The organism is Rhodococcus sp. SB1D (assembly GCF_048573875.1).
In the GTDB taxonomy this organism is placed as follows: domain Bacteria; phylum Actinomycetota; class Actinomycetes; order Mycobacteriales; family Mycobacteriaceae; genus Rhodococcus_F; species Rhodococcus_F qingshengii.
The window spans coordinates 617,536-643,843 of record NZ_JBMAIQ010000001.1 but is presented as its reverse complement, the minus strand read 5'-3'; the positions used below and the strand labels follow the sequence as shown (position 1 = coordinate 643,843).

General features: G+C 61.9%; 24 protein-coding genes. 3 read left to right on the top strand and 21 right to left on the bottom strand.

Going from position 1 to position 26,308, the window contains the following annotated elements; genetic code table 11:
- Positions 1 to 60: 60 nt before the first annotated feature.
- The 4 genes from ACN50D_RS03050 to ACN50D_RS03035 are packed head-to-tail and all read right to left on the bottom strand — an operon-like array spanning position 61 to position 3,603.
- On the bottom strand, positions 61 to 216 hold the full coding sequence (locus ACN50D_RS03050) for a hypothetical protein (protein ID WP_155419219.1): 156 nt from the start codon (positions 214 to 216) through the stop codon (positions 61 to 63).
- A gap of 50 nt (positions 217 to 266) precedes the next feature.
- Positions 267 to 1,856, bottom strand: a complete 1,590-nt coding sequence (locus tag ACN50D_RS03045; protein ID WP_007735103.1) for an amidohydrolase — start codon at positions 1,854 to 1,856, stop codon at positions 267 to 269.
- Positions 1,853 to 3,349, bottom strand: a complete 1,497-nt coding sequence (locus ACN50D_RS03040) for a sodium:solute symporter family protein (protein ID WP_030535588.1) — start codon at positions 3,347 to 3,349, stop codon at positions 1,853 to 1,855. Before ACN50D_RS03040 ends, ACN50D_RS03045 begins: the two co-directional genes overlap by 4 nt.
- Positions 3,346 to 3,603 (bottom strand): DUF3311 domain-containing protein, encoded by a 258-nt coding sequence (locus tag ACN50D_RS03035; RefSeq protein WP_003942271.1) that lies wholly within the window; start codon positions 3,601 to 3,603, stop codon positions 3,346 to 3,348. The genes ACN50D_RS03040 and ACN50D_RS03035 overlap by 4 nt, the downstream gene beginning before the upstream one ends.
- Before the next feature lie 196 nt (positions 3,604 to 3,799).
- Here ACN50D_RS03035 and ACN50D_RS03030 point away from each other — a divergent pair, with 196 nt between their 5' ends.
- Positions 3,800 to 5,002, top strand: coding sequence for a PucR family transcriptional regulator (locus tag ACN50D_RS03030; protein ID WP_042922652.1), 1,203 nt, complete (start codon positions 3,800 to 3,802; stop codon positions 5,000 to 5,002).
- A gap of 16 nt (positions 5,003 to 5,018) precedes the next feature.
- Here ACN50D_RS03030 and ACN50D_RS03025 read toward each other — a convergent pair whose 3' ends face one another.
- Entirely contained in the window at positions 5,019 to 5,939 is a 921-nt protein-coding gene (locus ACN50D_RS03025; RefSeq protein ID WP_211920306.1) for an alpha/beta hydrolase, read from the bottom strand.
- 176 nt (positions 5,940 to 6,115) lie between these two features.
- Here ACN50D_RS03025 and ACN50D_RS03020 point away from each other — a divergent pair, with 176 nt between their 5' ends.
- Positions 6,116 to 7,579, top strand: coding sequence for a glycoside hydrolase family 5 protein (locus ACN50D_RS03020; protein WP_211920308.1), 1,464 nt, complete (start codon positions 6,116 to 6,118; stop codon positions 7,577 to 7,579).
- A 51-nt stretch (positions 7,580 to 7,630) separates the two neighbouring features.
- On the opposite strand, the gene ACN50D_RS03015 is transcribed toward ACN50D_RS03020, so the two are convergent.
- From ACN50D_RS03015 to ACN50D_RS03005, 3 genes are all read right to left on the bottom strand, one after another.
- Positions 7,631 to 8,293, bottom strand: coding sequence for a GAP family protein (locus ACN50D_RS03015; protein WP_007735094.1), 663 nt, complete (start codon positions 8,291 to 8,293; stop codon positions 7,631 to 7,633).
- 313 nt (positions 8,294 to 8,606) lie between these two features.
- Positions 8,607 to 10,034: a hypothetical protein gene (locus ACN50D_RS03010; RefSeq protein WP_054827139.1), complete on the bottom strand. Its 1,428-nt coding sequence runs from the start codon at positions 10,032 to 10,034 to the stop codon at positions 8,607 to 8,609.
- A 103-nt stretch (positions 10,035 to 10,137) separates the two neighbouring features.
- Positions 10,138 to 11,802, bottom strand: coding sequence for an alpha/beta hydrolase (locus ACN50D_RS03005; RefSeq protein ID WP_211920310.1), 1,665 nt, complete (start codon positions 11,800 to 11,802; stop codon positions 10,138 to 10,140).
- Positions 11,803 to 11,955: 153 nt separating this feature from the next.
- Between ACN50D_RS03005 and ACN50D_RS03000 the strand changes: the two genes are divergently transcribed.
- Positions 11,956 to 14,361: an ATP-binding protein gene (locus tag ACN50D_RS03000; RefSeq protein WP_211920312.1), complete on the top strand. Its 2,406-nt coding sequence runs from the start codon at positions 11,956 to 11,958 to the stop codon at positions 14,359 to 14,361.
- Between the two features lie 82 nt (positions 14,362 to 14,443).
- On the opposite strand, the gene ACN50D_RS02995 is transcribed toward ACN50D_RS03000, so the two are convergent.
- Genes ACN50D_RS02995 through ACN50D_RS02935 form a run of 13 tightly spaced genes read right to left on the bottom strand, consistent with a single transcriptional unit; the run spans position 14,444 to position 26,307 of the window.
- Entirely contained in the window at positions 14,444 to 16,261 is a 1,818-nt protein-coding gene (locus tag ACN50D_RS02995) for an ABC transporter ATP-binding protein/permease (protein ID WP_211920314.1), read from the bottom strand.
- 31 nt (positions 16,262 to 16,292) lie between these two features.
- The gene (locus ACN50D_RS02990; protein ID WP_211920316.1) at positions 16,293 to 17,042 is read right to left on the bottom strand and encodes a DUF6390 family protein; all 750 of its coding nucleotides are present in this window, start codon (positions 17,040 to 17,042) and stop codon (positions 16,293 to 16,295) included.
- Positions 17,042 to 18,112, bottom strand: a complete 1,071-nt coding sequence (hypE, locus tag ACN50D_RS02985) for a hydrogenase expression/formation protein HypE (RefSeq protein ID WP_211920318.1) — start codon at positions 18,110 to 18,112, stop codon at positions 17,042 to 17,044. Before hypE ends, ACN50D_RS02990 begins: the two co-directional genes overlap by 1 nt.
- Positions 18,102 to 19,214, bottom strand: coding sequence for a hydrogenase formation protein HypD (gene hypD, locus ACN50D_RS02980; RefSeq protein ID WP_007735088.1), 1,113 nt, complete (start codon positions 19,212 to 19,214; stop codon positions 18,102 to 18,104). The genes hypE and hypD overlap by 11 nt, the downstream gene beginning before the upstream one ends.
- Positions 19,211 to 19,510, bottom strand: coding sequence for a HypC/HybG/HupF family hydrogenase formation chaperone (locus tag ACN50D_RS02975; protein ID WP_003942168.1), 300 nt, complete (start codon positions 19,508 to 19,510; stop codon positions 19,211 to 19,213). The genes hypD and ACN50D_RS02975 overlap by 4 nt, the downstream gene beginning before the upstream one ends.
- Before the next feature lie 16 nt (positions 19,511 to 19,526).
- Entirely contained in the window at positions 19,527 to 21,815 is a 2,289-nt protein-coding gene (gene hypF / locus ACN50D_RS02970; RefSeq protein WP_070161853.1) for a carbamoyltransferase HypF, read from the bottom strand.
- Positions 21,812 to 22,099: a HypC/HybG/HupF family hydrogenase formation chaperone gene (locus tag ACN50D_RS02965; protein WP_058226287.1), complete on the bottom strand. Its 288-nt coding sequence runs from the start codon at positions 22,097 to 22,099 to the stop codon at positions 21,812 to 21,814. Before ACN50D_RS02965 ends, hypF begins: the two co-directional genes overlap by 4 nt.
- Positions 22,100 to 22,102: 3 nt before the next feature.
- Positions 22,103 to 22,597, bottom strand: coding sequence for a hydrogenase maturation protease (locus ACN50D_RS02960; protein ID WP_058226288.1), 495 nt, complete (start codon positions 22,595 to 22,597; stop codon positions 22,103 to 22,105).
- 6 nt (positions 22,598 to 22,603) lie between these two features.
- Positions 22,604 to 22,723 carry a DUF6893 family small protein gene (locus ACN50D_RS02955; RefSeq protein ID WP_003942178.1) on the bottom strand — a complete coding sequence of 40 codons (120 nt, stop codon included), beginning with the start codon at positions 22,721 to 22,723 and terminating at the stop codon, positions 22,604 to 22,606.
- A 48-nt stretch (positions 22,724 to 22,771) separates the two neighbouring features.
- Positions 22,772 to 24,133, bottom strand: coding sequence for a hypothetical protein (locus ACN50D_RS02950; protein WP_064444499.1), 1,362 nt, complete (start codon positions 24,131 to 24,133; stop codon positions 22,772 to 22,774).
- Positions 24,130 to 24,768: a DUF6084 family protein gene (locus tag ACN50D_RS02945; RefSeq protein ID WP_003942181.1), complete on the bottom strand. Its 639-nt coding sequence runs from the start codon at positions 24,766 to 24,768 to the stop codon at positions 24,130 to 24,132. Before ACN50D_RS02945 ends, ACN50D_RS02950 begins: the two co-directional genes overlap by 4 nt.
- A complete protein-coding gene (locus tag ACN50D_RS02940) occupies positions 24,765 to 25,385 on the bottom strand; it encodes a DUF5947 family protein (RefSeq protein ID WP_064444498.1) in 621 nt (206 codons plus the stop codon). The genes ACN50D_RS02945 and ACN50D_RS02940 overlap by 4 nt, the downstream gene beginning before the upstream one ends.
- Positions 25,386 to 25,404: 19 nt before the next feature.
- Entirely contained in the window at positions 25,405 to 26,307 is a 903-nt protein-coding gene (locus ACN50D_RS02935; RefSeq protein WP_003942277.1) for a NifU family protein, read from the bottom strand.
- Position 26,308 lies beyond the last annotated feature (1 nt).

Genomic DNA, 26,308 nt, shown 5'->3' with positions numbered 1-26,308 from the left:
CGAGATTACAAGGGTGGCACGCTCCTCGTCCCGACTTTGCTCCAGAAACCGGACATGTGTTCAGGTGCCCGGCCAGCCGCCATCCTGCAGGAAGAAACTCTTGCCCGTCACTGCGTCGCCATCGACCACGCCGGGCCCGATCGAACGACAGACCGCGGCCGCGGCGGCAGCCGTAACTGCACAGCGCCGAACAACTTCACTGTCGAGCAACTGCACGAATCTCCACCTCGAGCTGGTATCCGTTGGGACGAAATCAATCTCATGCGCTACCGGCCGTCGACCATGACCAGTGCAGGCTGAGGAATGTCGGACGAAGCGTCTGCGAGAGCAGCAAGAGTGCCGTCGAGCGCGACAAGGTCCGCACGACGACCCGGCGCCAAGATCCCCACCCGTCCTTCGTCATGGACCAAGTACGCACTGTCCACAGTCATGGCCTGCACTGCACGCTGCACTCCGATCCGTTGGTGGGCGCCAAGCACGGCACCGCCCATGGTCAGCCGATTCACAGCAGTCCTAATCGTCTGGAGGGGATCCATCGGCGTTATCGGGCAATCCGAGTGCAGCCCGAATTTCAAGCCGATGTCATCGGCGCACGCCAGCGGGTCCAGGTTGCCGGCTCTCTCAGGACCGAGGAAACGGTCACGGTGACGATCGCCCCAATGAAAAACATGGTTGACGAAAAAGCTCACCCCGATCTCGGCATCACGTATCGCCTCGAGATCCGCAGGCCTACTCACCTGGCAGTGCTCGATACGGTGCCGCGCTCGACGTCCGTCACTGCGGTGCGCACTGCGCAGCGCCGCGATGGCGGCGGCTACAGCCGCATCGCCGTTGGCGTGCACCGCGACCTGACCTCCCTCGCGGTGCACCTGGAGAACCATGTCGTCGAGTTGCTCCTGCGGATAGAGCAGATCACCGTGATGGTTCGGGCTGCAGGTATACGGAGTTCGCAAGGCTGCAGACAATCCTTGAATGGACCCATCCGCCCAGAATTTGGCGCCGGCCAGGCGGAAGCGTGACCCTGGGGCCGGTGCAGCCGTGAAAGCGATGTTCCTTTCCTCCAGTTCTGCGATCGCGAGATCACCCCGAAGGAAGCCAACCGTGTGCACGGGCATCTCGCCCATGGTGTCCAGGGCACGATAGGCGGCCAACTCCTGCATGCCCGCCGACAGGCCGACCCCTAGATCGTGGACGGTCGTGATTCCTCGCGAACGCGCCAGTGTCAAGCTACGCAGCAACGCGGTCTGCACCTCTGCCTGTGTCAGGTCTGGTATCGCGCCACTCAACCGTGCCACGGCGTCGATTTCCCAGGCCATCCCTGTGAGCCTCCCGTCCGCCCCACGCGGAAACTGCGAGTCCCCGGGATCCACCGTCGATTCGTCGATGCCTGCAGTTGCAAGCGCAACAGTGTTTGCCACCGCAAAGTGCCCCGAGATGTGCAGAACGATGATCGGGCGGTCGGTGCAGACTGCGTCGAGGTCATCGCGTGTGAGATGGCGACCTTCTCGAAGTTGTGTGTCGTCGTACCCCCATCCACGTATCCAGCCGTGAGTGGGAGTGGAGTTCCGCAGAGCCCCTTGGATATCCGTGATCGAGGCGCACGGTGGCGTCCGGCAATCGGCCCATCCGTCAGTCAAGCCGGAGTAGGTCGGGTGAATGTGCGACTCGATCAGCCCCGGGATCACAGTAGCGCCCGCGAGATCGAGCCGACGAGTTTCCGGTCCGGCGTACTCCCCCATGTCCTTTCGACTTCCGGTGGCGACAACCAGGCCTCCATCGAGGACGAGCGCCTCAACCTGGGGTGACGCTGCGTCTTGGGTGAGGATTGCATCTGCGGTGAGTAGTGTCCGAGTCATCGGATATCCGCCTTCGTGGTCGGGGCTGCGGGGCAAGGCACTGGTGCCGATCGATTTTCTGCACGGAGGCCCGAAACCGCTTCGACAGGAGGCCACATCACTCGGGTGGCGGACACGAACAACACGTTCAGAACGAGCGCTGCGGCACCGATGTTCATGCCTTTGTCCGCCAACCACATCGATACCGTGCCGTGTGTGTCGAGGTACAGCCAGAGCACCAGCACGTCGCCGAGCACCACGCCCATCGCGAGCGCTGCCGGTCGCAGCTTCCATCCGAAGATCATCGTCGCGAACACCACCACGGCCTGGGTCACCCCGTAATACGCGGTATTCACCAGCGTCAGCAGCAATTGGGGTGCGGCGAGGGTGAGGATCAGCGACAGGCCGAGGTAGGCGACGATGACCCCGCGCACCCACACTCTCTGACGTGATTCGGGTATTCCAGGAACGATGTTTCGCGAGACGATCGAGCCGATTCCCAGCGCCGAGCCACACAGAACAACGATCGCGCACAGTGCCGCACCACCCGCCACCACTCCGGTCAGCCAGTCCGGGAGCACGAGACGGGACAGTTGCAGGAGCACCTCATTGGACTCTGCGCCCTCGAGCTTGTTGGGCAGCAATGAAATTGCGCCGAAGGCAGCAGCGACGAGGAAGGGATACATGAGCATGTACAGCGGGTTGAATCGGGCGACTCGCTTGAGGGTTGCCTCGGACTTCGCCGATAGCACCGCTTGCACGATGAAGGGGAAAACGAAAAAACCGAGTGACTGGAACACAATTGTGGTGAGAACGAAGGTCAGCGACGAACCGGTGACGGTGGATTGCGAGGCCTGCCCGGCCCCATGGGATGCCGCATCGGCAAAGAGCTTCGTGATACCGCCCGATTTGGCCGTGGCGGCCAGTCCGATCAGGATCGCTCCCAACAGCAGAGCTGCGTCCTTGACGTAAGACACGAACGCCGGTGCACGCACACCCGAAAGCAGGAGGAAGAGCAGAGCAAGCGCAGCGCCGACGAAAACCGCCACCGTCGGGTTGATGGTGATGCCAAGTCCGCTCAGTGCGACCTGGAGGCCGGCAAGCTGCAACTGCCCCCAGGGAATGAGGAAGACTACCGAGGCAATCGCGATTGTCAGTTCCAACCCGCGCGACCGAAAGTGCCGCCCTGCCACATCGGGCAGCGTCATCGCGTTATACCGCTTGCCTGCCCGCCAGAGATAGGGCGCAAAGAAGTATCCGATCGGGTAGGCAAGCAAGATGTATCCGATGAACCAGACGCCGTAGCTTGCCCCGTGGGCGTACACACCCCCGGGAAATCCAATGAGCGTGCCGATGCTGTAGGCCTCACCTGCTCCCAGGATGAAAACCAGCACGGGACCGAAAGACCGCCCGCCCACGAGGTAGTCGGAGATCTCTTTTTTGCTTCCACGGCGTGAAAGCACTCCGGCGCCGAGCGCGAGGAGTAGCACGAGCGTAAATGTTGCAGCGATCATGTCGGATCCCCGATCTCGGTCTTGGCCTGAGCCAGTTCGTTTCGTTCCGCTTCCTCGAAGTCCTTGCGGTCAAAGAACTTCCATGCCATGTGGAGACACAACGAGGTCAGCGGCATCCACAGGAAAAGCCACGCGAACAAAATGGGAAATCCGAGAACAGTCAGTTCGGATCCGGAGAGCGCAACTATCCCGCCCAGCACCCCGACGAACGGAACTCCGATTGCGAGCAAGGCACTCTTCGCCTCGTTGGACATGATTGTGGCTCCTTAGCCGTTGATCGATCCGGAGCAGATGAGGCGAGGGGCGTTTTGCCGTCGAATCGTCGTCCGGTCTAGCGTTGAGTGTGCCTCCCGTCACTATGGCGGGACCATGGGTGAACCCCGGAATCCACGACGCTCGTTCGTGAAATTCACGGGACGCAAGACCAAGCACGCACAAAGGAGTAACCCCGTGGACGTAACCGACGTCGAAGAAGAAGACACGATCCGTCGGTTGTGTCGCGAGGTCTCCGACGAGCTCGAAGCGCTCACCGAACGCGCGGTACAACAGATTCGCAGCGAACTCCCGGCCTACTCCGCGGTACCAGTGGCCGAGCAAGGCAACTACATCCGCAAACAGTTGTCCGCAATGCTGTGTGCCGTCGCCGAGAACGAAACGATCACCACAGAAGACACCGACCGAAACCGCGAACTCGGGCGCCGTCGCGCGATGCAAGGGCTCCCCCTCTCCGATGTCATCGAGACCTATCACATTGCATCTCGTGAGCTCTGGGACACGATGGTCCAGCGGTCCACGAAACCAACACACGAGCTGCTGCAAGCAGGCGGCAAACTCTGGGACCTCGTTCACGCCGCGACGAGCGCAGTCGCAGTCGGACACTCCGAGGCAACGCGCAGCGAGCAGGCCATCCGCGCCGGCGTTCGATACCGATTCTTCGAAACACTGCACAGTGCAACGGATATGGAACTGAGCAACGCCCGAGAGCTGGCACAAACCCTCGGATTCGATACACAGAAATCGTTCCAAGCACTGTCGGCCGTCGAGGAGGAATGGTCAGAAGCACAAGTGGAAAACCTGCAACGAACCCTGGATTCCGTGCATGCTGTCGCGCATTGCAGTCGACATGGCTCCCGAGTAATCGTGATGTGTCAGGGCGAACCAACCGAAGTCATCCACGCAATCATGCGAGATCATCCACGAACTTCACTAGGTATCGGGATGCCCCGGGTCGGGCTCGTCGGCGCAGCTCAAAGCATCAAAGACGCCGAGCGCACATTGCAGTTGGCGACAGCGCCGGGCACGACGGTCAGTTTTGCCGACGAATGGCTCATCGCCACTCTTGCCACCCACCAGGACGAGCTGCTGCCGCTTCTACAGGCTGGGGCGTCCGTGGCCGAAGAGCACTCACATCTGATGGATGCCGTCCGCGCCTTCGCCCGAAGCGGGTTCTCCGTCAGCGCTGCCGCCCGTGACATCCACCTGCATGCGAACTCTGTCACGTATCGACTCGACCGCTGGCAGCATCTGACCGGATGGGATGCGCGAACCCTCGACGGCCTGATGAAATCTATCGTGAGCCTAGAACTGTTTCATCGCCGAACGCTCGACCACCATCTGACACCGAACACGCGCCGCGTGTCCTCGGCACGCTGAACCGCGCCCGTGCTTGTCACTCCGACTCGCCGTCGAGACGTTGCCCAAGCCAGGCACCCATATCCGACGCAGCGCGGCGGGCAACAGGCGTTGGATGGTTTGTAAATCCATGCGGGACATCAGGATAGAGACGCAAGTCGACGTCGTTTCCGGCCGCCGACAGTCGCGCCACCATGGCAAGGTTCTCTGCCAGGACCACGTCTTCTGATCCAACGACAACGAGGGTCGGCGGCAGGCCGCTGAGGTCGCCGAATGTCGGAGAAATATCCGGGAGAGTGCGATCATCGACATGGCCGACGTAGGCTTCGATGAAGTATTCGTCGCTGATGGTGCGGCCCGCGGGAGTCTGGGCACTGACGTCGTACGTGCCCGCTTCCAGCACCGCACCCGAAAATGCCTTGGCCAGACCTCGATCACGAAGGCGCAGCAACGTCGTCGTCACCAAGGTTGCTCCCGCCGACATGCCACCGATGGCGAGCCTGGTCGTCCCGAACCGTTCGGCAGCGACCTCAAGCAGCCACAAGGCGACTGCCTCACAATCGTCCGGCGCTGCCGGCCAAGGGAATTCCGGTGCAAGCCGGTAATCGACGGTAACCACTACTACCCCGACCTCGTCGGCAAGTCTCATGCTTCGGGCGTCAGCGCTGGCCGCTGAACTCATGTAGAAACCCCCACCCGGAAGATACAGATAGACCCCGTTGACATCGCCGTCCTTCGGAGTGACTACGCGCACCGAAACGGATCGGCCCTCGATGTCGAGTGTGTGTTCAACAGCCCGGCTCGCCGTGGGATCAACCACCCTGGATGCTCGCACCACAAGCAGTTCCTGCAGGGAACTCGGACCGACACCGGCAGGCCGCGACGCATAGAACGCTCGCGTACTCGCCAAATCGTCACGAGGCATTTGTTCGATCAGATCAGTCAATGCAAGCTTCACCAGGGCTCCCTCGGGTCGAGACTTGTCGACAATGATGACACCTCCAGCAGGAGCACGTGTCCGACGTGTTCTCGGCAACGCGGGGCCGTGACAGGTATGAGCAAACCGCGCCGGAAAGAGGTCTTCTCACGCTAGCCTCGACTCGGAATTGGACGTTTGTCTAGAAAGGTCGATGGATGCGTGCGCTGTTGCTTGCCACCCTCGCAATCCTGGTCCTCCAGATTGCAACTCCGGCGGCGAACGCTGCACCACCGGATCCGGGCTGGACTCTCCCCCAACTGACCGTCGCAGATCGAACGATCAAGGACGTCGACGGACGAACGGTGTTGCTCCGCGGCGTGAACGCCAACGGTCTCAATGACTACGCAACCAACGGCACCGGTCTACCCACCGTTACGCCGCTGGGAAGAACGGACTTCGCGCAGATGGCAGCGCTGGGCTTCAACGTCGTCCGGCTCAACGTCGCGTGGTCCCTCCTGGAACCGACCCGCGGTGCATTCGACACTGCGTACGTCGACCGCATCCGAGTAGCGGTCCAGGATGCAAAAGACCACGGCATCTACACCGTTCTCGACATGCATCAGGATGCATGGGGCCCGTACGTCGGCACCCCGAGCGACCAGTCGTGCCCGTCTTTCATGGAGCCGGGAGTCGGCTGGGACGGCGCACCCGAGTGGGCAACCCTGACCGGCGGATGGACAACCTGCAACATCGGTGGACTCAGGGAAGCCGCACCCGCGATCGCCCATGCCTTCCAGGCGTTCTACGACGACGAGCAAGGAATCCAGAGTCGCCTCGTCGCGACGTGGGCGCGGTTGGCTGCCGAGTTCAAAGACGAACCAGCTGTAGCCGGATACGACCTGTTGAACGAACCGAACCCCGGCCTGCGCGATCCATTCACGGCAGCTGATCAGATCGGGCAGTTCTACAAGCGGGCCACCGACGCCATCAGACAGGCCGAAGCAGGAGGATTTCCACACCTCGTGTTCTTCGAGCCCAGCGCGATCTGGTCGGCTTTCGGCCTCGACGCGCTGCCTCCACGCCATTACCTGACCGATCCCCTGGTGGTCTTCTCGCCCCATCTCTACAGCGAATCGATAACGGTCAGTAGCGAATTTCCCGGAATCGAAGACGGATTCAAGATCGCCGACCTCGCTGCCGCCTGGTACGACGCACCGTTGTGGACAGGTGAATGGGGTTGGTTCGGCGACGCCGACGAGCAGAGAGCAGACGTCGACCGCTTCGTCGATGCCACCGACAAGTACCGGATGGGCGGCGCGTGGTGGTCGTGGACACAAGCGTGCGGTGACCCCCACCCGGTTCGCGACGGCAATACCCACCAGCCACAGGGAAATCTGAATCGCATCGACTGCCCGTCCGGTGAATCACTCTGGCTCGTAGAGGGATTCGCCGCGCCACTCTCGCGAGCGTATCCGCGGGCAGCGCCCGGCACGCTGACGGAGGTATCGCGTGACGGGTTTGACGGGAGCGGCACCGGACGGGTCGAGGCCTGGTACCCCGGCACCGACCGGCCACAGCTCGAGACCACGAATCTCTCCGACGTCCGACTGTCCCCGATCGAGGGCGGATGGCAACTGATCGGCCACGCCGACGGCGACTACGCGGTCAAGCGCGCCTGATCGAACGATCATCCGGGAATCGCGCCTTCACACCACGCGAAAGAGCGGGTATCAGAAGATTCCGCCAATTCCCTTGCCGATCAGAACAACTCCGACGACCAAGATCAACACACTCATCACCGTGGTGTTGTTGTCCTGGAGCCAGACTTTGAGATTGGCCAACGGCTTTCGCAGGCGATCAGCAGCCACCACGTATCCGATGACCGGGATCGCGACAGTTGAACTGGCGATGACCGTGAAGACGAGAATCGAGGTGATCGCTCCGCTGGTCGCCAACGACGCCGAGCCGATCGACACTCCGGCCGCGATGCACATGAGCAGGTTCTTCGGGTTGATCGCGGCGAGCGCGAATCCAAGGCCCAATCCCTTGACCGCGGTCATCTCGTCGACGGCTTGCATCCACTTCGGTGTTTCGTGCTCGCCGCTGCGCCCCCGCCACTGCTTGACCCCGACGGCCAACAGGAGGACACCGAGAGCTAGTTTGATCCACGAAACCGTGGCGGACGGTCCGTCGTCTGACGTGCTGACGGCACTGGACAAGATGACGAAAAAAACTGTAGCGATGAAGATTCCGAGTAACCAGCCCACCGCGAACCCGGCGCTGGTGCTACCCGCTCGCTTGGAGAGCAACATCAAGATGGTGGCGATGACGGCCACCGGCGACACGGCGACACCGACGGCCAACGGGAGAAGTTCTCCGACAACGGAACCCATGTCAAAACTCATTTCTGATTGCGGCAAGCAGGATAGGCGGTAGGCGAGAAAAGCCGCCCCTGTCCGCCACGACGGACAACAGAGCACAGCCGATACCGCTGCGCGACAATGCTGACACTGCGAGCGCCTGCGTAGTTGATGCCTCATTCGAAAGGGATGAGTGCCTGAACCGCAGGCCCCGATTCCCCACCGAAGATCGCGAAAAGACTTGGTCAACGGTGTGTCGGCTGCGCTCGCAGCAGAGCGCAGCCAACATCATCGAGGAGGATCACCAGACACAATCTCGAGTAGTGACCTCACGCGTAAAGACGGGTTACTTCGCGCAGCCACTGCCCTCGAACGCGAGCTTGGACGTATATTGCCCGTCCGGCAGATACTCTCCCATCACTGCCTTCTCGTCACCGGGCGTCTTGGTGTCGTGTGCAGCGTGGCTGAAGTCCTTGGCCGGCAGCATGTTCCGCATGATCAAGAGGGAATCGTCGGGGTGCCCTGCGCCGTCACCGGCCGGCGAGAGCGAAAGCCATGACACCCCACATTCCTTCGTAGCGTTTGCGGGTCGGTCTTCAGGGAGCGACGCGACAATCGTGTAGCGACCATCCGCATCAGTGGCCATCTGCTCGTCGAACAGACACGTCGCTACCTTCGTCGTTGCCAGCGATTCATTGCTGCACATCGACCAGAACCGCATGTCGACTGCGCTGTCGAGATTCTTTGCGCCGCCTGTCGTCTTCGGAGTCCTCGGCAACTCTCCCCGAAGTACTAGAACTTCGCCGAACCCACGGTTGACTTCAGCGGTGACGTAGCTGTTGTCGATGTTGGAGTACTGCCCGCCCACCCGCTGGGGTGTGCCATCGCATTTGCCGAGATAGGTACAGCCGAGCGTGAACTCGGCGCTGTAGTACGCCCGCCAGACTGGTGTCTGCTCGGAAGGGAATGTCGCAGGCTTGCCCGGTTGGTCACGCAATGCCTTGTACGTGTCCAGCGGCAGCGAAGCCGGCTTCAAGATTCCGTTGTCCGCACCGACCGCTGAACACAGATCCTGCCCGCGCAACACCTGACCACCGGAAAGGTGCAGCTCTGGCTCCGGCAGTCCAACGCCGCCGGTGAGATCACGCCCGTTGTCCGGCAGGTAGATGCGATAAAGCAGGCTTATCCGGTCCTGACCTGGCACACCGGCATACAAGGTGTTGGGTTTCGGCTCAGCAGGCGAGGCCTCGTTGAGGACGGAAGCCGTGTACGACCTGGCACTTTCGTTCGATCGATCGGCACCGGGAAGATAGGTGTTGCGCGAACCTGCGTCGGGAGCTGTCGAAATGTCATTGAGGACGGCGGTCGGCATCGCGGTTGCTGCGTTGTACGAGTTCAACGACTGATAGCGCGCATGCGCATACTGCCCTCGGATAACCAACTCGGCGTTCTCGGGGATTGTGAACTGCGCAGCCCAGTAAATCGCCGCGGTGTCAGGAAAGGCGTAGTTGAGCTGTGGGTCCGCGCGCTCGGGATTGATCGGCACGGACCAGAAGCAGGTCGACACCGGATGCTCGACGTCCGGTCCGCCGGATCCGAAATCGACAGAACCAGATTCGGATCCGCTAGCCGAACCGGTTCCTGATCCGGATCCGCTCGACGAGCCGAAATCGACAGATCCGACCGCCGGCGCGGCAACCGCGGACCCAGCCCCGGCAAATACAGTGATCGCACTCAGCGCCACCGCAGCTACGAGTGTTCTTGATGAATGCATCGCGCTCCTTGTTAGATAGCTGACAAACAGTGATAGAACGATCTAGAGCGAGTACTCCCGGTCCAACGACGAGAGACCGTCACGAGGTCCGCACTCCGCACTACTACTTGGTGGGTTGAAAGTCGTTCGTCAGAGCGCCGCGAATCGCGTCGGTGTCCGACTGAGACCAGTTGTCGGGGTGCAGGATCCGCGCCCACATGTCCGCCGCCTCGGCACCGTAGTTGTGCCCGTGACCTGGCGGAACGTCCGCCGAGAAGACCATGTCGAGTGTCACCTGCCAGAATGTCACGAACGGTATCCACGTCATTCCCGGATCGACATCACGGCCGAGAGGCTCGGCAAGCCAGTCCGGCTTGTTCAGAAGCAGGTCGAAAGACCACCAGACAATTGGGTCGCTGGCGTGCTGCCAGTACACGACGCGTGAGTCGTTCCACGGCGCATCCAGTTCGAGATCCTCCGGATAGGCAGCGAAACGAATCGACTGCCCGTCGTCGATCACCGGCACGGCTTCCCGTGAGCCGGAGTCACGACTGCTGGTGATCTCCTGCCATTGAGCGGTGAAGTTCGGAGTCCCCGACCACAACGCCCCATCCACCCGCGTCGCCATGTCCTGTGCTCCCGCGAACGCGGCCTGTCCCCCGTACGATCCGAGGCTCTCGCCGAAAACGACAAGCTTGGGGCGCTTGTCGAGCGGCAGATCGATCCACTTCGCATAGACAGAGTTGAACAGCGCCCGGCCTGCGGCCATCGGGGTTTCCCGATCGGCGATGAATGCCAAAGGGCTGGGAAGGAACGAGTACTGCATCGCCGCGATGGCGGTGTCGCCGCCCTGGACGTATTCGAAAGCGGACGCCACGTCGTCATTCACCCAGCCGCGGCCGGTGGTGGTCACTACTGCCAGGACGGCACGGTCGAAGCCGCCGGTGCGCGCGAGTTCGTTGACGACCCGCTGCGCGACACCGTCGACGGAATCCGACGACTCACGGCCGGCGTACACCCGGATGGGTTGCTTCGCGTCCCGGCCGGTCAGCGCGGAAATCTGCACCGCAGACGGCCCGCTACCCATGAAAGTGCGACCCTCCTTGCCCAGCGAATCCCATGCCTCGCCAGACATGGGTGAACCACTGCGTTCGGCGATCAGAGGCTGGTCGATACCATCGGGCGTGTCGTTGTCCGCGCCGGAGAAACTCCAGTTCGCAAAAGCGATGAGCCCGTTGTAGAGGGCACCGTTGACGACGAAGATCGCCAACGCGAAGACGACGACCAAGCTCGCGACTTTCGCTGCTTCCTTGGGAACAAACCGCAGAGCAACGGCAGCGAGTCCTCTGGTGAGATGCCGCAGACCGCGACCCGCCTCCAGCAAGATCAACCACACCACTAGCGAAACCAGCAGCACCAGAAGATAGTTCGCCCGGTTCACGCGAGGCGCCTCGACCAGATCACGGACGATCTGCTGCCACCACGAACCCAAGATCAGAAAAAGAGGCACCAATATCACTGCCAGTACGGCGAGTACGGCCCAACCGATCCGCTTGGTCCGGTCCGACCATGTCGGTTCGACTCCGCATTTGCGGATCATCCACGCCACGCTCACACCGATGCCGTACCCGGTGTCGGCGGAAATACCGGTTGCCACGCCCTGCAGGTACCACGCGCGCGGTAAGAGGGACGGGCTCATCGAGAGGACGAAAAACACCAGACCGAACGACAACCCGACCGAGTGCAGCGTTTTGCCGTAGCGCCGCACACCTTCCCACACACGTTTCATGCCCGAATCGTAAGTGCGCCAGAAAGATGAAATGCGCCTCTCATCCCTTTCGAATGAGGCGCGAACTACGTCGGTGGAAAGTGTTCGCTATTCCGCGTCATGCACCGAAAAGCTTCGGCCCAACGGCAATCACGGGCGAACACCGGTGGTGCCTTGACAGATTTCGCACACGCGATTCCGCGTACACTGTGTGGGGTCAATCCACTCAGCACGTACAAATTCGGCGCGATTCTCATGGCGGCAAAACGAGGAAACCTACCGATCGAACTGAGCAGTTTCGTCGGTCGTCGGTCCGAGGCCAAAGAAGTCCGACGCCTGCTGTCGGACTACCGGCTTATGACCCTTACGGGCCTGGGTGGGGTCGGCAAAACCCGCTTGGCGCTCCGTGCCGCCGATGATTCCTCCCGTGCGTTCCCCGGGGGCGTCTGGTTCGTCGACTTCAGCGAACTGCGGGAGCCGGCACTTCTCGATCAGACGATTCTTGCCGCACTCGGAGTACAAGACCGATCTACGCGGTCACCGCGATCGGTACTGATCGGCCGTCTCGTCGACGAACGTGTCCTGCTTGTTCTGGACAATTGCGAACACCTCATCGGCTGGGTTACCGACACCGCCGCCGAACTTCTCCGGTGCTGTGCCCGATTGGCACTTCTGGCGACCAGCCGAGAACCGCTCGACATTCCCGGCGAGATGGTATTACGGGTGCCGCCTCTGCGATTTCCCACCGAGGCGCCGTCGCCAACCGACACCCGTGATGGTGATGCGATGATGCTGTTCGAGCAGCGGGCACGTTCCTCCGTGACGGACTTCCGCATCACCAGCGAGAACAGCGCGGCTGTGGAGAAGATCGTCCGCCGGTTGGAAGGACTACCGCTGCCGATCGAGTTGGCGGCTGCCCGACTGAGGGCGATGTCGGTCGATCAGATCCTGCAAAAACTCGACGACCGCTTCCAACTGCTGACGCGGGGCAGCCGGAACGCTCCAGCGCGTCAACAAACGCTTGCACAGAGTATCGACTGGAGCTTCGATCTGTGTACGCCGCCGGAGAAGTCGTTGTGGGCGAACTCGAGCGTATTTGCGGGTAGCTTCGATCTCGGGTCCGTCGAAGGAATTCTCGCCGACGAAGCACAGAACGACGACTTGGGCGATCTCGTGATGTCCCTTGTCGACAAGTCGATCCTCATCCGTGAACAAAACGGCTCGTACGTCCGCTACCGCCTACTCGAGACTCTTCGCGACTACGGGCGTGAACTGGTGTCAGTCGACGAGTGGGTCTCGCTGCAGCGCAGGCACAGTGAGTGGTTCAGGCAACTCGTCTTCCGCGCCGGAGTCGACTGGACGGGGCCGCACCAAATCGACTGGATGACGCGGATCGACCGCGACTTACCCAACGTGCGCACCGCGTTGGAATTCGGTCTGACCGAACCCGACTCGGTCGAAGCCACATTGCGTACCGCAAGTGCCTTGCATGATTACTGGCTTGCACGTGGTCGATTCAACGAAGGTCGCTACTGGTTGGGTCGCGCCCTGGCCGAGGTGCCCGAACTGACCGAGGGCACTCTCGGTGAGGCGGTAGTCGAGGCCGCCGCGACAGGCGCACTGCTGGCAGCCCTCCAACGAGATATCGCTTCGGCGACAAGCATTGCCGAAGAGGCTCGGCGACAGGCCGAGATGCAGCGGAACGACGACGGTCGCATACTGGCGCGGTACACGCTCGGATTCGTCGCGGTCGCCGACGGCGATCTCGTGCGCGGCGCCGAGTACCTGGAGCAGGCTGTCGCAGCATTCCGGGCAAACGACGACATCGCCCGTCTGGTACCCGCGCTCTACTGGTTCGCCTTCGTCGTCGACGCACTCGGCGAAACCGACCGGGCTGCAAGCATTTACGAGGAGGAGTTGGCTCTCACCGAATCGCGCGGCGAAATCTTGTGGCGGTCGATGACGATGTCGGACTACGGATCCGCCCTGTGGCGTCATGGCAACCACGCTCGCGGTATCGAGCTACTCGAAGATTCTCTCCGATTGCTTCGAGGGCTGGGTAACCAGTTCGGATGTGCATGGTGCCTCGAGGAAATCGCGTGGACGCTTGTCGACCGGGACGCAAAGCTGGCAGCCACACTGATGGGAGCTGCCGACACGCTGTTCACCGCCACGGGCAGCCCGATGGACACCTTCAGGAGCATGGTCCCGTACCACGAAAACAGTGTGACCGAGGCTCGTAACCGGATCGGAGACAGGGTGTTTCAAACAGCATTCGATCATGGACGAGCTCTGACTCTCGACGACGCAGCGGCCCGCGCGCTGAGAGAGCAACCGCCCGGTGGATCACCGAAATCGGCGGCTGACGAAATGCTGACTCCGCGGGAGCAGCAGGTGGCCGAACTCGTCGCACAGGGCCTGACCAACCGAGCAATCGCGGACAAGCTGGTCATTTCTCAGCGCACTGTCGACGGCCACGTCGATCACATACTGAACAAACTGGGGTACGACTCGCGCACCAGGATTGCGGCCTGGGTGCTCCAGCACACAAACGACTTCCGCAACCCTTCGACCTCGTGACGGTCGGTGTCTTCGATCGATAGCGGCGCGGCGGGTAACCCGGCCGAATCCTGTCGCAAGAATCCGACCGTCGAAAGTTTTCTCAGCCTTCGTGATCAGCGAGAGTCCAGTGTCCCGCACCGCGCAGTTCGAGTTGTCGATTGTGAAAAACGTCGAGGGTGCTGCGATGCCCGACGCTGACAATGATGCTGTCGGGCAGTTCACGGCGAAGGATGTCGTAGAGCGTGTACTCGAGGCCTTCGTCGATTCCGGATGTCGCCTCGTCGAGAAATGCGGTTCGCGGTCGGATCAGGAGGACTCGGGCGAACGCCAACCGTTGTTGTTCGCCCGGCGACAGAATTCGAGTCCAATCAGCCGGCTCGTCGAGCCGACCGATCAAATGTGCGAGATGCACCTCGGCGAGCGCGTCGTGGAGCCTGCGGTCGTCGAAGTCCGAGCGCCCGGTGTTCGGCTGACCTGAGGGCAACTGGTCCGGATATGCCAAACCCGCGCGCAGAGAACCCAATGGTAGGTATGGCCGTTGTGAGAGGAACAGGACGTCTCCGACCGGGGTGGTCACGGAACCGTTTGTGTACGGCCACAACTGCGCGATGCTGCGGAGCAGCGTGGTTTTGCCGCTACCCGACGGACCCTTCACCAGCAGTGCATCGCCGGGCCCCAGTGACATGTCGAGTTCGGAGATCAACGCCTCACCAACCGGCGTGCGCACGTCGAGTCCCCGAACAACCAAATGACTGCCAGCGGAGAACGCGTCGAGCACGGGAAGTGCGCGGGCACGACGATCGGCATCGGCGAGCCCGGTCAAACGGATCAGTGTGGCCCGGAAACTTGCAAAATCGGCATAGGACTCTCGAAAGAACGACAACGAATTGTGCACCTGGCCGAATGCTTGAGCAGTTTGCATCACGTCGCCGAAAGTGATCTGCCCGCTGAACAATCGAGATCCCTGGACCAGAAACGGAAACACCACCGCTGTCTGATCCACTGCCAGATTGAAGCCACTGAACTTGAGCGTCCGGAAGACGATCGCCCACATATTGCGGATCACTGCAGCAAAACGTAGTCCGAGCGTGCGTCGTTCGACGTTCTCTCCGCGATAGAAGGCGATGCTTTCGCCGTACTCCCGTAGTCGAACCAACGCGTACCGGAAGGTGGCGCCGAGTTTCTCGTTCAAGAAGTTCAGCATGATCAAAGGCCGGCCGATCCAGAATGCGAGTGCCGTGGTCACCAACACGTAGATGTAGACGAGAAAGATCATCGCTCGCGGAATCTCGGCACCGAAAACAGTCAACGGCCCGGACAGATCCCACAGGATCTTGGTGAAGCTGACGATCGACACCATTGCGGCGACGGCGCCCATGGACAACGTGCGGGACGACGTCGCGAATGCGGTGATGTCTGCCTGAATACGTTGGTCCGGATTGTCGACCGGGTTCTCCAGGAAGTTTCCGCGATAGTAGGCGCGGCCGTCGAGCCAATCGTCGGTCAATGTGTCATTGAGCCAACTGCGCCAATTGATATCGAGTGTTTGGCCCACCAGGTAGACGACGAGTGAGCTAGCGACGTGGACTGCGGCCAATATCGCGAACACTCGCAGGTAGTGCCAGAAAGCGGTTTCGTCGAGGTTCTGAATGGCGTCGTAGAAATCCTTGTACCAGTACGAGAACAACACCGTCACGCGGACACCGAATATCGTGAGCAGCAGCAGTAACGCGAGAATCGACAGCGGAATGACGGTGCGCCGGGGATCGAAGTAGGGCCAAGCCATTCGCCGAAACTGGTTGCCCCAGCGGGTATACCGAGCTAGCAGCAGCGCGGTGACGACGAGAACCGCTACCGTGATCGCATATGCCTCTGCCAACCACAGTGCGCTGTCCGTTACCGCGCTACCCCAATTCACCGTAGCCTCCGTCCTGGAGGGGAACTGACGATCACATATCGGTCGACAGCATTCGGTTCGCGATCCGCAATCCCGAGTCTTCCGCGGCATCCAATGCACGTGATTGCTCTGCCGTTATCCTGTCGCACACCCAATCCCAGTGCATCGTCACCACAGCGCCGGGGACGGGCATCGCCGCAAGCGCGTTGCCCTCGACCCTCCACCGCACTCTCTGCGTTGCCGGTCGGCCGCGTGCGAGTTGCTCACCGTCGAACTCGAGCGGGGACGAAGCCACCAATGCATGCTCCTCGCCGACGTCCTCGACCACTCCCCATCTGATCCGGCAGTTCTGGAGGACGGACAGTGGGACCGCACCGCGCTTCCGAAGAAGCTTGACCCACGGATACACCAGAAATACGTGAAAACTGTGGTGCGCGAGCGCGCGGTCCCGACCCCCGAGGACGGGGAGGAACCCGGTGTTCTCGCGTTCACCGAATGCCCCCCTCAAGTGCTGTAACAACTTCCCCGAATCGAGAGAGTCGAGGAGATCACCTCCCACCCAATAGGCTTCGATCACTCGCGAATCCAAGGGGTCGTCGATGCCCGCTCCTACAGCCAATGCCTCGAGGTACGGCCACGCACCGTCGAATTGACGAGCGCGATCACGGTCGCCGCTGCCCGAGTTGCCGCTGGCCAGACGAAGCAGCACTGAAGGATCGTCGGGTCCGCAGTAACCCAACTCGTTCGGCGGATACGCGTAGCGGGCAAACAATGCCGGCCCGTTCATACCGACGGCAGTCATCAGCAGATCCGCGGGAGTTGTTCACCTGCCGGCAGATCCACTACCCGATTGCCTCCCAATGCCGTACGCGCCACCACCATTGTGCGATGTTCGGCCACACACTCCCCGATCACGGCGGCTCCCACACTCAGTGGATTGCCGTGCATCGCTTCCAGAACCAGGGCGGCATCTTCGCGTGGAACGAAAGCGATCAACTTGCCCTCGTTTGCGACGTACAACGGATCCAAGCCGAGTAGCCCACAGGCGTCGCGCACGTCAGCGGGAATCGGTAGATCTCGCTCCACCAGCGCAACCCCGATGTTCGACGCCTGAGCGATCTCGTTGAGGGTCGCGGCGACTCCGCCCCGCGTAGGGTCGCGCAGGACGTGGATGTCGACGCCGGTGGCAATCATGTCGGCCACCACGCCGTTCAGGGCCGCACAATCACTGCGCACTTCGGTCCCGAATTCGAGACCTTCGCGACAACTCATCACGGCCACGCCGTGAACGCCGATGTCGCCGCTGACGATCACGACGTCACCCACTTGTGCGCGAGTGGGGCTGATGTCCACCCCGTCTGCGACAATCCCGATTCCTGCGGTGTTGATGAAGACTCCGTCGCCGTGACCGGCATCGACGACCTTGGTATCACCCGTCACCAGCCGAACGCCGGCAACGTGCGCGGCCTCACCGAGCGCCTTCGCGATTCCCGCGATGTCGGTCAGCGCCGTCCCTTCTTCCAGGATGAATGCCGTCGACATCACCAATGGCTGCGCTCCCACCATCGCCAGGTCGTTCACCGTTCCGTTGACAGCGAGATCGCCGATCGTTCCGCCGGGAAACACCATGGGTTTGACGACATACGAGTCGGTCGAGAACGCGAGCCGCACCCCACCGACGTCGAATACGGCCGAGTCACCGAGTTCTGCATCGGCAGCGCTTCCGAACGAGGGCAGGAACAGGTGCTCGACGAGCTCGGCGGACATCGCTCCTCCACCGCCGTGCCCCATGACGATGTTCGGCGAATCACGCAGCGGCAGTGGGCAGACCCACGCCGACAAGTCCACGACAGCGGTCTCCTCAGCCGGCATGACCCGCCTCCTGAAGTTCCAGGCGCCGGTACAGGTAGTACGCGGCGCACGCCCCCTCGGACGACACCATCGTGGCACCGAGCGGATTCCGCGGAGTGCATTCCTTCCCGAAGGCACTGCACTCGTGTGGCTTGATCAAACCTTGCAACACTTCTCCGGAACGGCAGACGCTCGACTCGTCGGTATGGATATCGGTCACCGAAAAACGCTCTTCGGCATCAAAATACGCATACTTCGGTGCCAGCTGCCAACCGCTGTCCGGGATCGATCCGATGCCGCGCCACGTCCGGTCCGACACGGCGAACACATCCTCGAGCATCGCTTTCGCTGCGGTGTTGCCCTGCGCGGTGACGGCACGGGCGTAAGCATTTTCGACCTCGTATCGACCCGATTCCAACTGCAGCACCGTCTTTCGGATGCCCTCCAGCAGATCCAGCGGCTCGAATCCGGTGACGACGATCGGGACCTTGTACTTCTCGGCCAGCGCCGGGTACTCCGACGTTCCCATCACACTGCACACATGCCCGGCCGCCAGAAATGCCTGCACGCGGCACTCTGGCGAATCCATGATCGCGGCCATCGCCGGCGGGACCAGAACGTGCGAGACGAGTAGCGAGAAGTTCTCGATACCCAGGCGATTGGCCTGATAGACGGTCATGGCGTTGGCCGGCGCGGTGGTCTCGAATCCGATCCCGAAGAACACCACTTGCCGGCCCGGATTCTCCTTGGCAATAGTCAGTGCATCCAACGGCGAGTACACCACCCGCACGTCACCGCCGGCGCTCTTGATGCGGAACAGATCCGACGAACTCCCCGGAACTCGCAACATGTCCCCGAAGGAGCAGAAAATGACATCGGGTCTTGCCGCGATTTCGAGAGCTTTGTCGATGATCTCGAGCGGGGTGACACAGACCGGGCATCCGGGTCCGTGGATCATCTCGATCTGTTGGGGAAGTAATTGATCGATGCCGTGTCTGATGATCGAATGTGTCTGACCACCACACACTTCCATGATCGCCCATCGCCGTGTGGCCAGCGCACGGATCTGATCCAGCAGTTTGCCGGCCAGTTCCGGATCGGAGAACTCGTCCAGATATTTCATGATTCCGTCTCCTTCGGTTCGATCCCCGCGGCCCGGGCAGCCCTTTCGAACCCGTCACCGAATTCCTCTTCGAGTACGCCGAGGTGCTCGAATTCCGCCAGCGTGCTGCGAGCGGATTCCTCGTCGAGTCGCTGGATGGCAAATCCGACGTGCACCACGACGTACTCGCCGACTTGGGCGCCCGGAATGTACTCGAGGCACACTTCTTTTCGGACGCCACCGAAGTTCACCACCGACATCGTCGTTCCGTCGCGTTCCTCCAGGGACTCGATACGTCCCGGTACGGCTAGGCACATGACACAACTCCTGACCTCATGACGAACTCCCCACCAGCACTTGGCCGTAGGCGAGACCGCCGTCGTGCGGCGGCAACTCCAGTCCTGTCAACGGCGTGAATCCAGCGTCTGAGAGCAGAGCACACGCCCGAACGAGCAGTAGAGGGTTCTGAAAGACACCTCCGGTGAGTACTACCTCGTCCACTCCCGCCAGTTCCCGGCCACGAATTGCCCACTCGAGCACCAGGTGCGCTACGGATTCGTGGAAACGGGCGCCGATCACTTCAGCGGGCAACTTCTCCCGGAGATCGCGGACAACAGCCCGAATGACCGACCGCGGATCTGCTGTCCACGAATCGTCGTCCGACTGCGTCCAATCGAAGGTGTACCGCGAACCGGCGCTGTCGACTCCCCTCGACACCCCCTCCAACTCGATGGCAGCCTGCGCTTCGTAGTCGACCCTCTGTCGGACCCCGGTCAGCGAGGAGACTGCGTCGAACAACCGCCCCATGCTGGAGGTGTCCACGCACCCGAAACCGGTTTCCATCTGGTGAAGTAGGACCGACTGCTCTCGGGGCGGACAGGCTGCCACGGGCGCGAGGTCGGATTCCCAGTCCAACCCGGCATGCCACAGGTGGGCGAGCGCCATTCGGTACGGCCGTTCCACTCCGGCATCGCCACCGGGCAGCAGTACGTATCCCAGATGCGCGAGACGGCGATAACCCTTGTATGTCGCCAGCAGTAGTTCCCCTCCCCACACTGCGCCGTCCGCCCCGTAGCCGGTGCCGTCGAACGCTATTCCGAGAACTGGTTCGCTCCCGTCCCGGCCGTTCTCCCCCATCACGGAAGCCACATGTGCGTGGTGATGCCCGACGATGCGCACCGGTCGGTCACCACTACGACTGCGAGCCCACGAGGACGAGCGATACCGAGGATGCTCGTCACAGGCGATCTGGTGCGGCACCACCCCCGTGATCGATTCGAAGTGACTCTCCGACGCAGCAAAACTGTCGATGACAGCGAGGTCGCCCATGTCCCCGATGTGCTGACTCGGCCACACATATCCGTCCTCGGCAAGACAGAAGGTGTTCTTCAGGTCGGCCCCGACCGCCAAGGTAGGCGGTACGTCGAACGGCGCGGTGACGGGCAGCGGAGCATATCCGCGCGAGCGACGAAGCAACTGTCTTCCACTGCCGACTATTCGCATCACCGAGTCGTCACACGGCACCAAGATCGGACGGTTGTGGGTCAATACCCCGTCGGCCAGGTCACCCAATCGTTCGAGATCGTTGTCGGAGTACAGAATCGGCTCACCGCCGATGTTCGCCGATGTCATGACCAACACCGCTGGGCCCGCCTCTTCTCCGGCCAAACCCAGAAGAAGATGCTGAATCGGGTTGTAGGCCAGCATGATTCCGATATCCGGAATGCCGGGGGCAATCAAGGGGGAAAGCGCGTATCCAGACGCTTTGGCAACCAGCACAATCGGGCGCTCGCGCGAGGACATGGCATCAGCCTCGGCATCACCGACCACACCCAACTCTCTGGCTTCTGGCACATCGCGCACCATCACCGCCAACGGCTTGCTTGCTCGATGCTTGCGTTCACGCAACTCGTGAACCGCGCGGTCGTCGCGGGCATCACAAGCCAGGTGAAATCCTCCGATTCCCTTGACAGCAAGAATCTTCCCGTCTCGCAGTAGGGATCGGGCTCGTAGCAGTGCACCCTCACCGGTCACGGCGGGCGCGTCCCCTTCCACGAACGATAGCGTTGGACCGCACTGCGGGCAGGCAATCGGTTGCGCATGAAACCGGCGGTCGGCGGGATCCACGTACTCCGCCGCACAGTTCGCGCACAACGGGAATCGCTTCATCGTCGTAGCGGCCCGGTCGTAGGGCAGCGATTCGATGATCGTGAATCGCGGACCGCAGTTGGTGCAGGTGATGAATGGATGACGATATCGCCGATCGCTCGGATCAGTCAGTTCCCGGAGGCAGTCGTCGCAGATCCCGACATCCGCCGGCGCCAAGGTTCGCCCGACCGACCCCGCATCCGTCTCGACTATGCGAAACCCCTCACGACCAACCGGCCGCGAGTCCTCGCGCTCTACCGACTCCACCCGTGCCAGCGGTGGGGGGCGGTTTCGCACCCGAGCGACAAATGCATCGATTGTCTCTCCGTCGCCTTCGACGTCGATCACGACACCGAGAGCAGAATTTCCCACCGAACCCGACAGTCCCAGTTCGGTGGCGGTCGCATGGACGAACGGCCGGAAGCCCACCCCCTGGACTACGCCACGAACGATGACACGGCAGGCGATCTTCATGTCCCGACCTCGCCGTTACCAGAACCGGAGAGGACTACCTCACCGTCGTGGCCACCACGGCCCATCAGTTCGAGGCCGGCCCGAGCATGGCGAGCTCCCTGCTCGTCGACCTTCTCGACTGCAAAGCCCATGTGGATCACCACCCAGTCACCTGCCGTGACGGTGCCTTCGTCGAGCATTCCGATGTTGACCTTGCGTGGTGCCCCCTCCACGTCGACGAGAGCGAGTTGACCTCCGTATCCGTCCAGTAGTTCGCGTACCCGTCCCGGAATCCCCAGACACATGACTCACACCTCCGGCCCCAGTGTGGTGGCCTCACAGTCCACGTCGATGGACCGGACGAGTGCCAGCACCGCAGAAGCGGCTTGCCTTACCGAATCACGCATCTCCGCACTCAATCCGATTCCGTCGCCGATCGATTTCGCATGTGCCCCCACCACGAACGTCCGCGGGAGTGTTCCGCCGAGGGCCTGCAGGCTGGCAAACACCGAACTCGGATGCATCGAGTGCGCGTCGAAACCTCCTTGCGGGCCTTCACTTTCGGGGTCCACTTCGATGATCGCGAGCTTGCCCGGGACTCCGGTCGCCGGTAAGGCATCGATCAGGACCAGGGCGTCCCACGACTCCAACAAGTCGTACGCCAGATGCACGCCCCGAATCCCGTAGTCGACCAGGTGAGCTCCCGATGGGAGATTCTCATGCTGCAGCGCCCGAACAACTTCGGGGCCGAATCCGTCGTCTTCGAGAAATATGTTTCCGACACCTGCAATCAGCACGCGCACAGCGCTTTACATCTTTCGCATTCGCAGATAGCGCTGGATGTCCGGCATCGACACCACCAGGACGATCGCGGCTGCGATCGCGGTGGCGCCGAGAAGTGCCGTCGACAGCAATCCCATGCTCCTCATGGCGAGTTCTCCTCTCGATAGCTGTGAAGTTCGATAGCTGTGAGTACGTCACGCGCTGTCGCGCGGCATCGGCTCTATCTCGTCCGGCGCGAAGTACAGGTAGCGGCCGTACCAGTTGTGCAGATCGGCGGCCGGATCGTCCAACAGTGTCACCCCAACATGAATGTCGCCGTCCACGTCTTCATGAATGGTGGCGACGTGGGCGATCCGGCCGTCGAAGAACAGGTCCTGAGCATCAGCGCGGCGTGAGGGGTGGAGCCGAACTGTACTTCCACCAGAGACACGGACGCCGTTGATCAGAACTGCGTCGGTGCGTGGTTGGACACTGGTGTCGGCTTCCGGGGTCCACCAGTCCACACCGTCAGGCACCTCGGGTATCAGATCAGAACCGGCGTGCGGATTTCGCAGCACACCGTGCAGGCCGGCTAGATCGTCGTCCGTCAATCGCTCACATCGGTCGATGATGTCGGCAGCTCTGGAGTCGGTAGCTCGCGCCCGCGCCTTTTCCTCGTCGGTCATGGCAAGGATTCTCAGGGTGAGAATTTCGTCGATCTCGGTCGAGTCGAAGAGAGATCCCTCGCTCTGCGGCGCAATCTCGGGAAAGTCGTACAGGATGATCGGTGACACCAGAACGGTGGGAGATGTGCCGGGGTGAGTGGGGTCCTCGGTCCCCGCAAGCACCGGATAACAGCGATTTTGCCGCAACTGCTCCGAGTGATCTGCTTCTTCGAACAACGACAGGAACCTCGAGCCTGTGCAGTTCACAATGACGTGAGTCCCCAGCATCGATTGCGCGGTGGCCGTGCCCTTGTCCCGTGCGTCGACGCTCGTGGCGTTCATGATCGTCACGGAAATCACCGTGCGTCCGTCCCCGGCGGAGGCGCTCACTGCCAAGAGGCCATTCACCGGAAGCCGTGTCCGAACGATACGTCCGACCACCCTGCCCCGAGAGTCCGACAAAGTCTCTCCTTCGACAACTCCGGCCGCACAGAAGGTTTCTTCGACGCCGGCCTCGAGTTCGTCCAGACCCCACGGACCCAACACGATCTCGGACTCGGTGGCTTCGTCCCACGAGATCGACTCCCGCTCGCCGACTACCAACCGATCGACCGGGATCCACGCCCCGCCGGCGCCGAGTCGTTCAACCGTCCGCGACTGGTGGTGCAGAAATCTCACAGTCGCAGAAACTTCGACGCCGTTCCGCTCGAATTCGCCGAGCAGACATTGCGCGGACATCGACGGTTCCTCGCCGACTCCGACCTCGGCGGCGCCGGGCGGTCCGAGAACCCCGAACTGCCAACGGGATTGATTCTTCGCCGAGCCGGCCCGGTAGGGATAGAGAAGATATCCCTCGTACAGGACGGCGTCGGCCACGGCCCGAACGTCGTGATCCATCCCCGTTCGAGTCATCGCGGCACCTGGCTCGCCGTCAGCAACTGCCGCACGGCTGAATCGAGGTCCGTGAGGCCGTGCGCTGCCTTGAACCGCACGAGATCGGCAATCGTCTCATGGTCGAGGCGTACCCAACCAGACGCCGGATAATGCGCAGCCATCAGCTGTTTCCACACGTCGACCGGCAATTCGTAGGCAGCAGATCTGTCCCACGGGATCTGCTGCACGGAGAACCCACGCGGTCCGTCGGTGAATACCGTGCCGCTCAGTAGAACCACGATCGGAATCGTTCCGTCGCCGAGTGCGTGCATGTACTTCGACGCCGTCACCGAGAAGTCGTACGTACACGCCATGGGTAAGGCCGCGACCGTTGTTCCGGTGAATCCTTGAACGACCGTGGAACATTCCATCCACAGGAAGGTGCGCAGCGTACTCGACCAACGCTCCCGCGGACCGAAGAGATCGCGCAGACCTTCGCCTTCGGCGTCGGAGTACGGACGGCGGTGTGGTTCGATTCGTACCTGCGCGCGCAGAGCCACCGCACGGACGGTCGTGCCGGTGGATTCCGACATTCTCAATCTCACCGTCAGATTCGGCGTAACCGCGTACGGTTCCACCTCCATGTTGTCGACCGAGAAGTCGAGAACAGTCATGCCGACCTGCTTCGCGCCTCGACGCGCCCGAAGAACTCGTCCACTGCGCGTGCGGCATCCTGGCCACCGTCGAATCCGCGCCACACGGTGCGCAATCGTCCCACCAGTTCGTAACAGGCGTCGATGGGAACAACGAAGCATCTCGGCGATTGTCCTGACGTGGGCACCGACACGATCAACGCCTCGACGTCGGCCCGCATCTGCGAGAGCCCCGGATTCTCCGCGAGCACAGTCTCGAACGAGTCGATAGGCAACTCGGATTCGGTAGCTCCGGCCGGTCCCGGATAGAAGACTATGTACTTGTCGAGGAGTGAGTTGCGGAAGAAGAATGCCAGGCCGACGGGGATTTCCAGAGACTCCCACCGGCCAGGGCCGAGGTCGAAGTCCGGAAACTCGAGGTACCGATCGGGAACCGCTTTGTATCGAAGGTCCGCGTCGACCGGTGCAAAGAGTAGATAGCAGGGTCGGCACACGCACATCAGGCTCCGGACCTGTACGTCCACGACGTGCTGGTGTTCGTCGCCTATGCCCGCCGCACACATCTCACACCTCGGTCCGGTCGGAACGACACGCGACGAGGCGATTCGTGTGAGCACCTCTCCCACAGTGACTTTCATGACCGGGCTGCGTTCACGGCTAGGTCACCGGTATCACAGAATCGTCAGCAAGCGCGACCGAGAGCACTCCGTCGCGAATCAGCACCGGCACAGGCGCCAGGTGCTCGGAGCCGGTGCCCACCCGCGCTCCCGCCCCGTACACACTGAAGTGGGCAGAGCACGTCGGACAGGTGAGGACAGCGGCGTCTCGGGCAGGACGGCCCATCATGCGTTCGAGCACAGCCCCCGCCATCGAGTGCTCACACACCGGGCAACGGTCGCGATACGCGTACAGATCGTCACCGGAGCGGCAGACCAACAGATCGGTGCCCGACACGCGGAAGCCCGCGACCTCTCCCACCTCGACTTCGGCGAATTCGGGGACCTCCACCCAGTGCGTACCTCCCCCGTCGGCGTGAACGTGCGAGAACAGGGACTCGACCGAAATCACACCCGACTTCAGCTCATGCGAATCCGGTGTTTCGACGTCGATTCCGGTGGTCTCGGGTGCCGCCGCCTGCACCGCGTCCTGGACCGCGGTTTCGAGGGTCACCGAGGACGAAGGGCAACTGTTACAGCTTCCGAGAAGCCGTAGTCGCACTACGCCGTCCGCCACCTCGATCAGTTCGACGTCGCCTCCGTGCGAACCGAGGTACGGACGCACGCTGTCGAGCGCAGTGCGGACGCGGGTCTCCACGTCGTGCGGGTGAAGTCCGTGCACCAGTAGCAGGCTGGACACCAGATCGTCGCGAACCATCGCATCCATCGTGGCCGGATCTGCCAGAGCGACGGTGCGTTCGAGTGCTGCGCCGTACAACTGCACGACTTCACGCACCAGTTGCTCGGCGCGATCTCTCGCCACCGGGCCTGCGCCGGCATTGGCCTGCAACAACGTCTCGATGCGCTCACCTGCTCCGCGCCAGTAGTCGGCCGATTGCTCCATC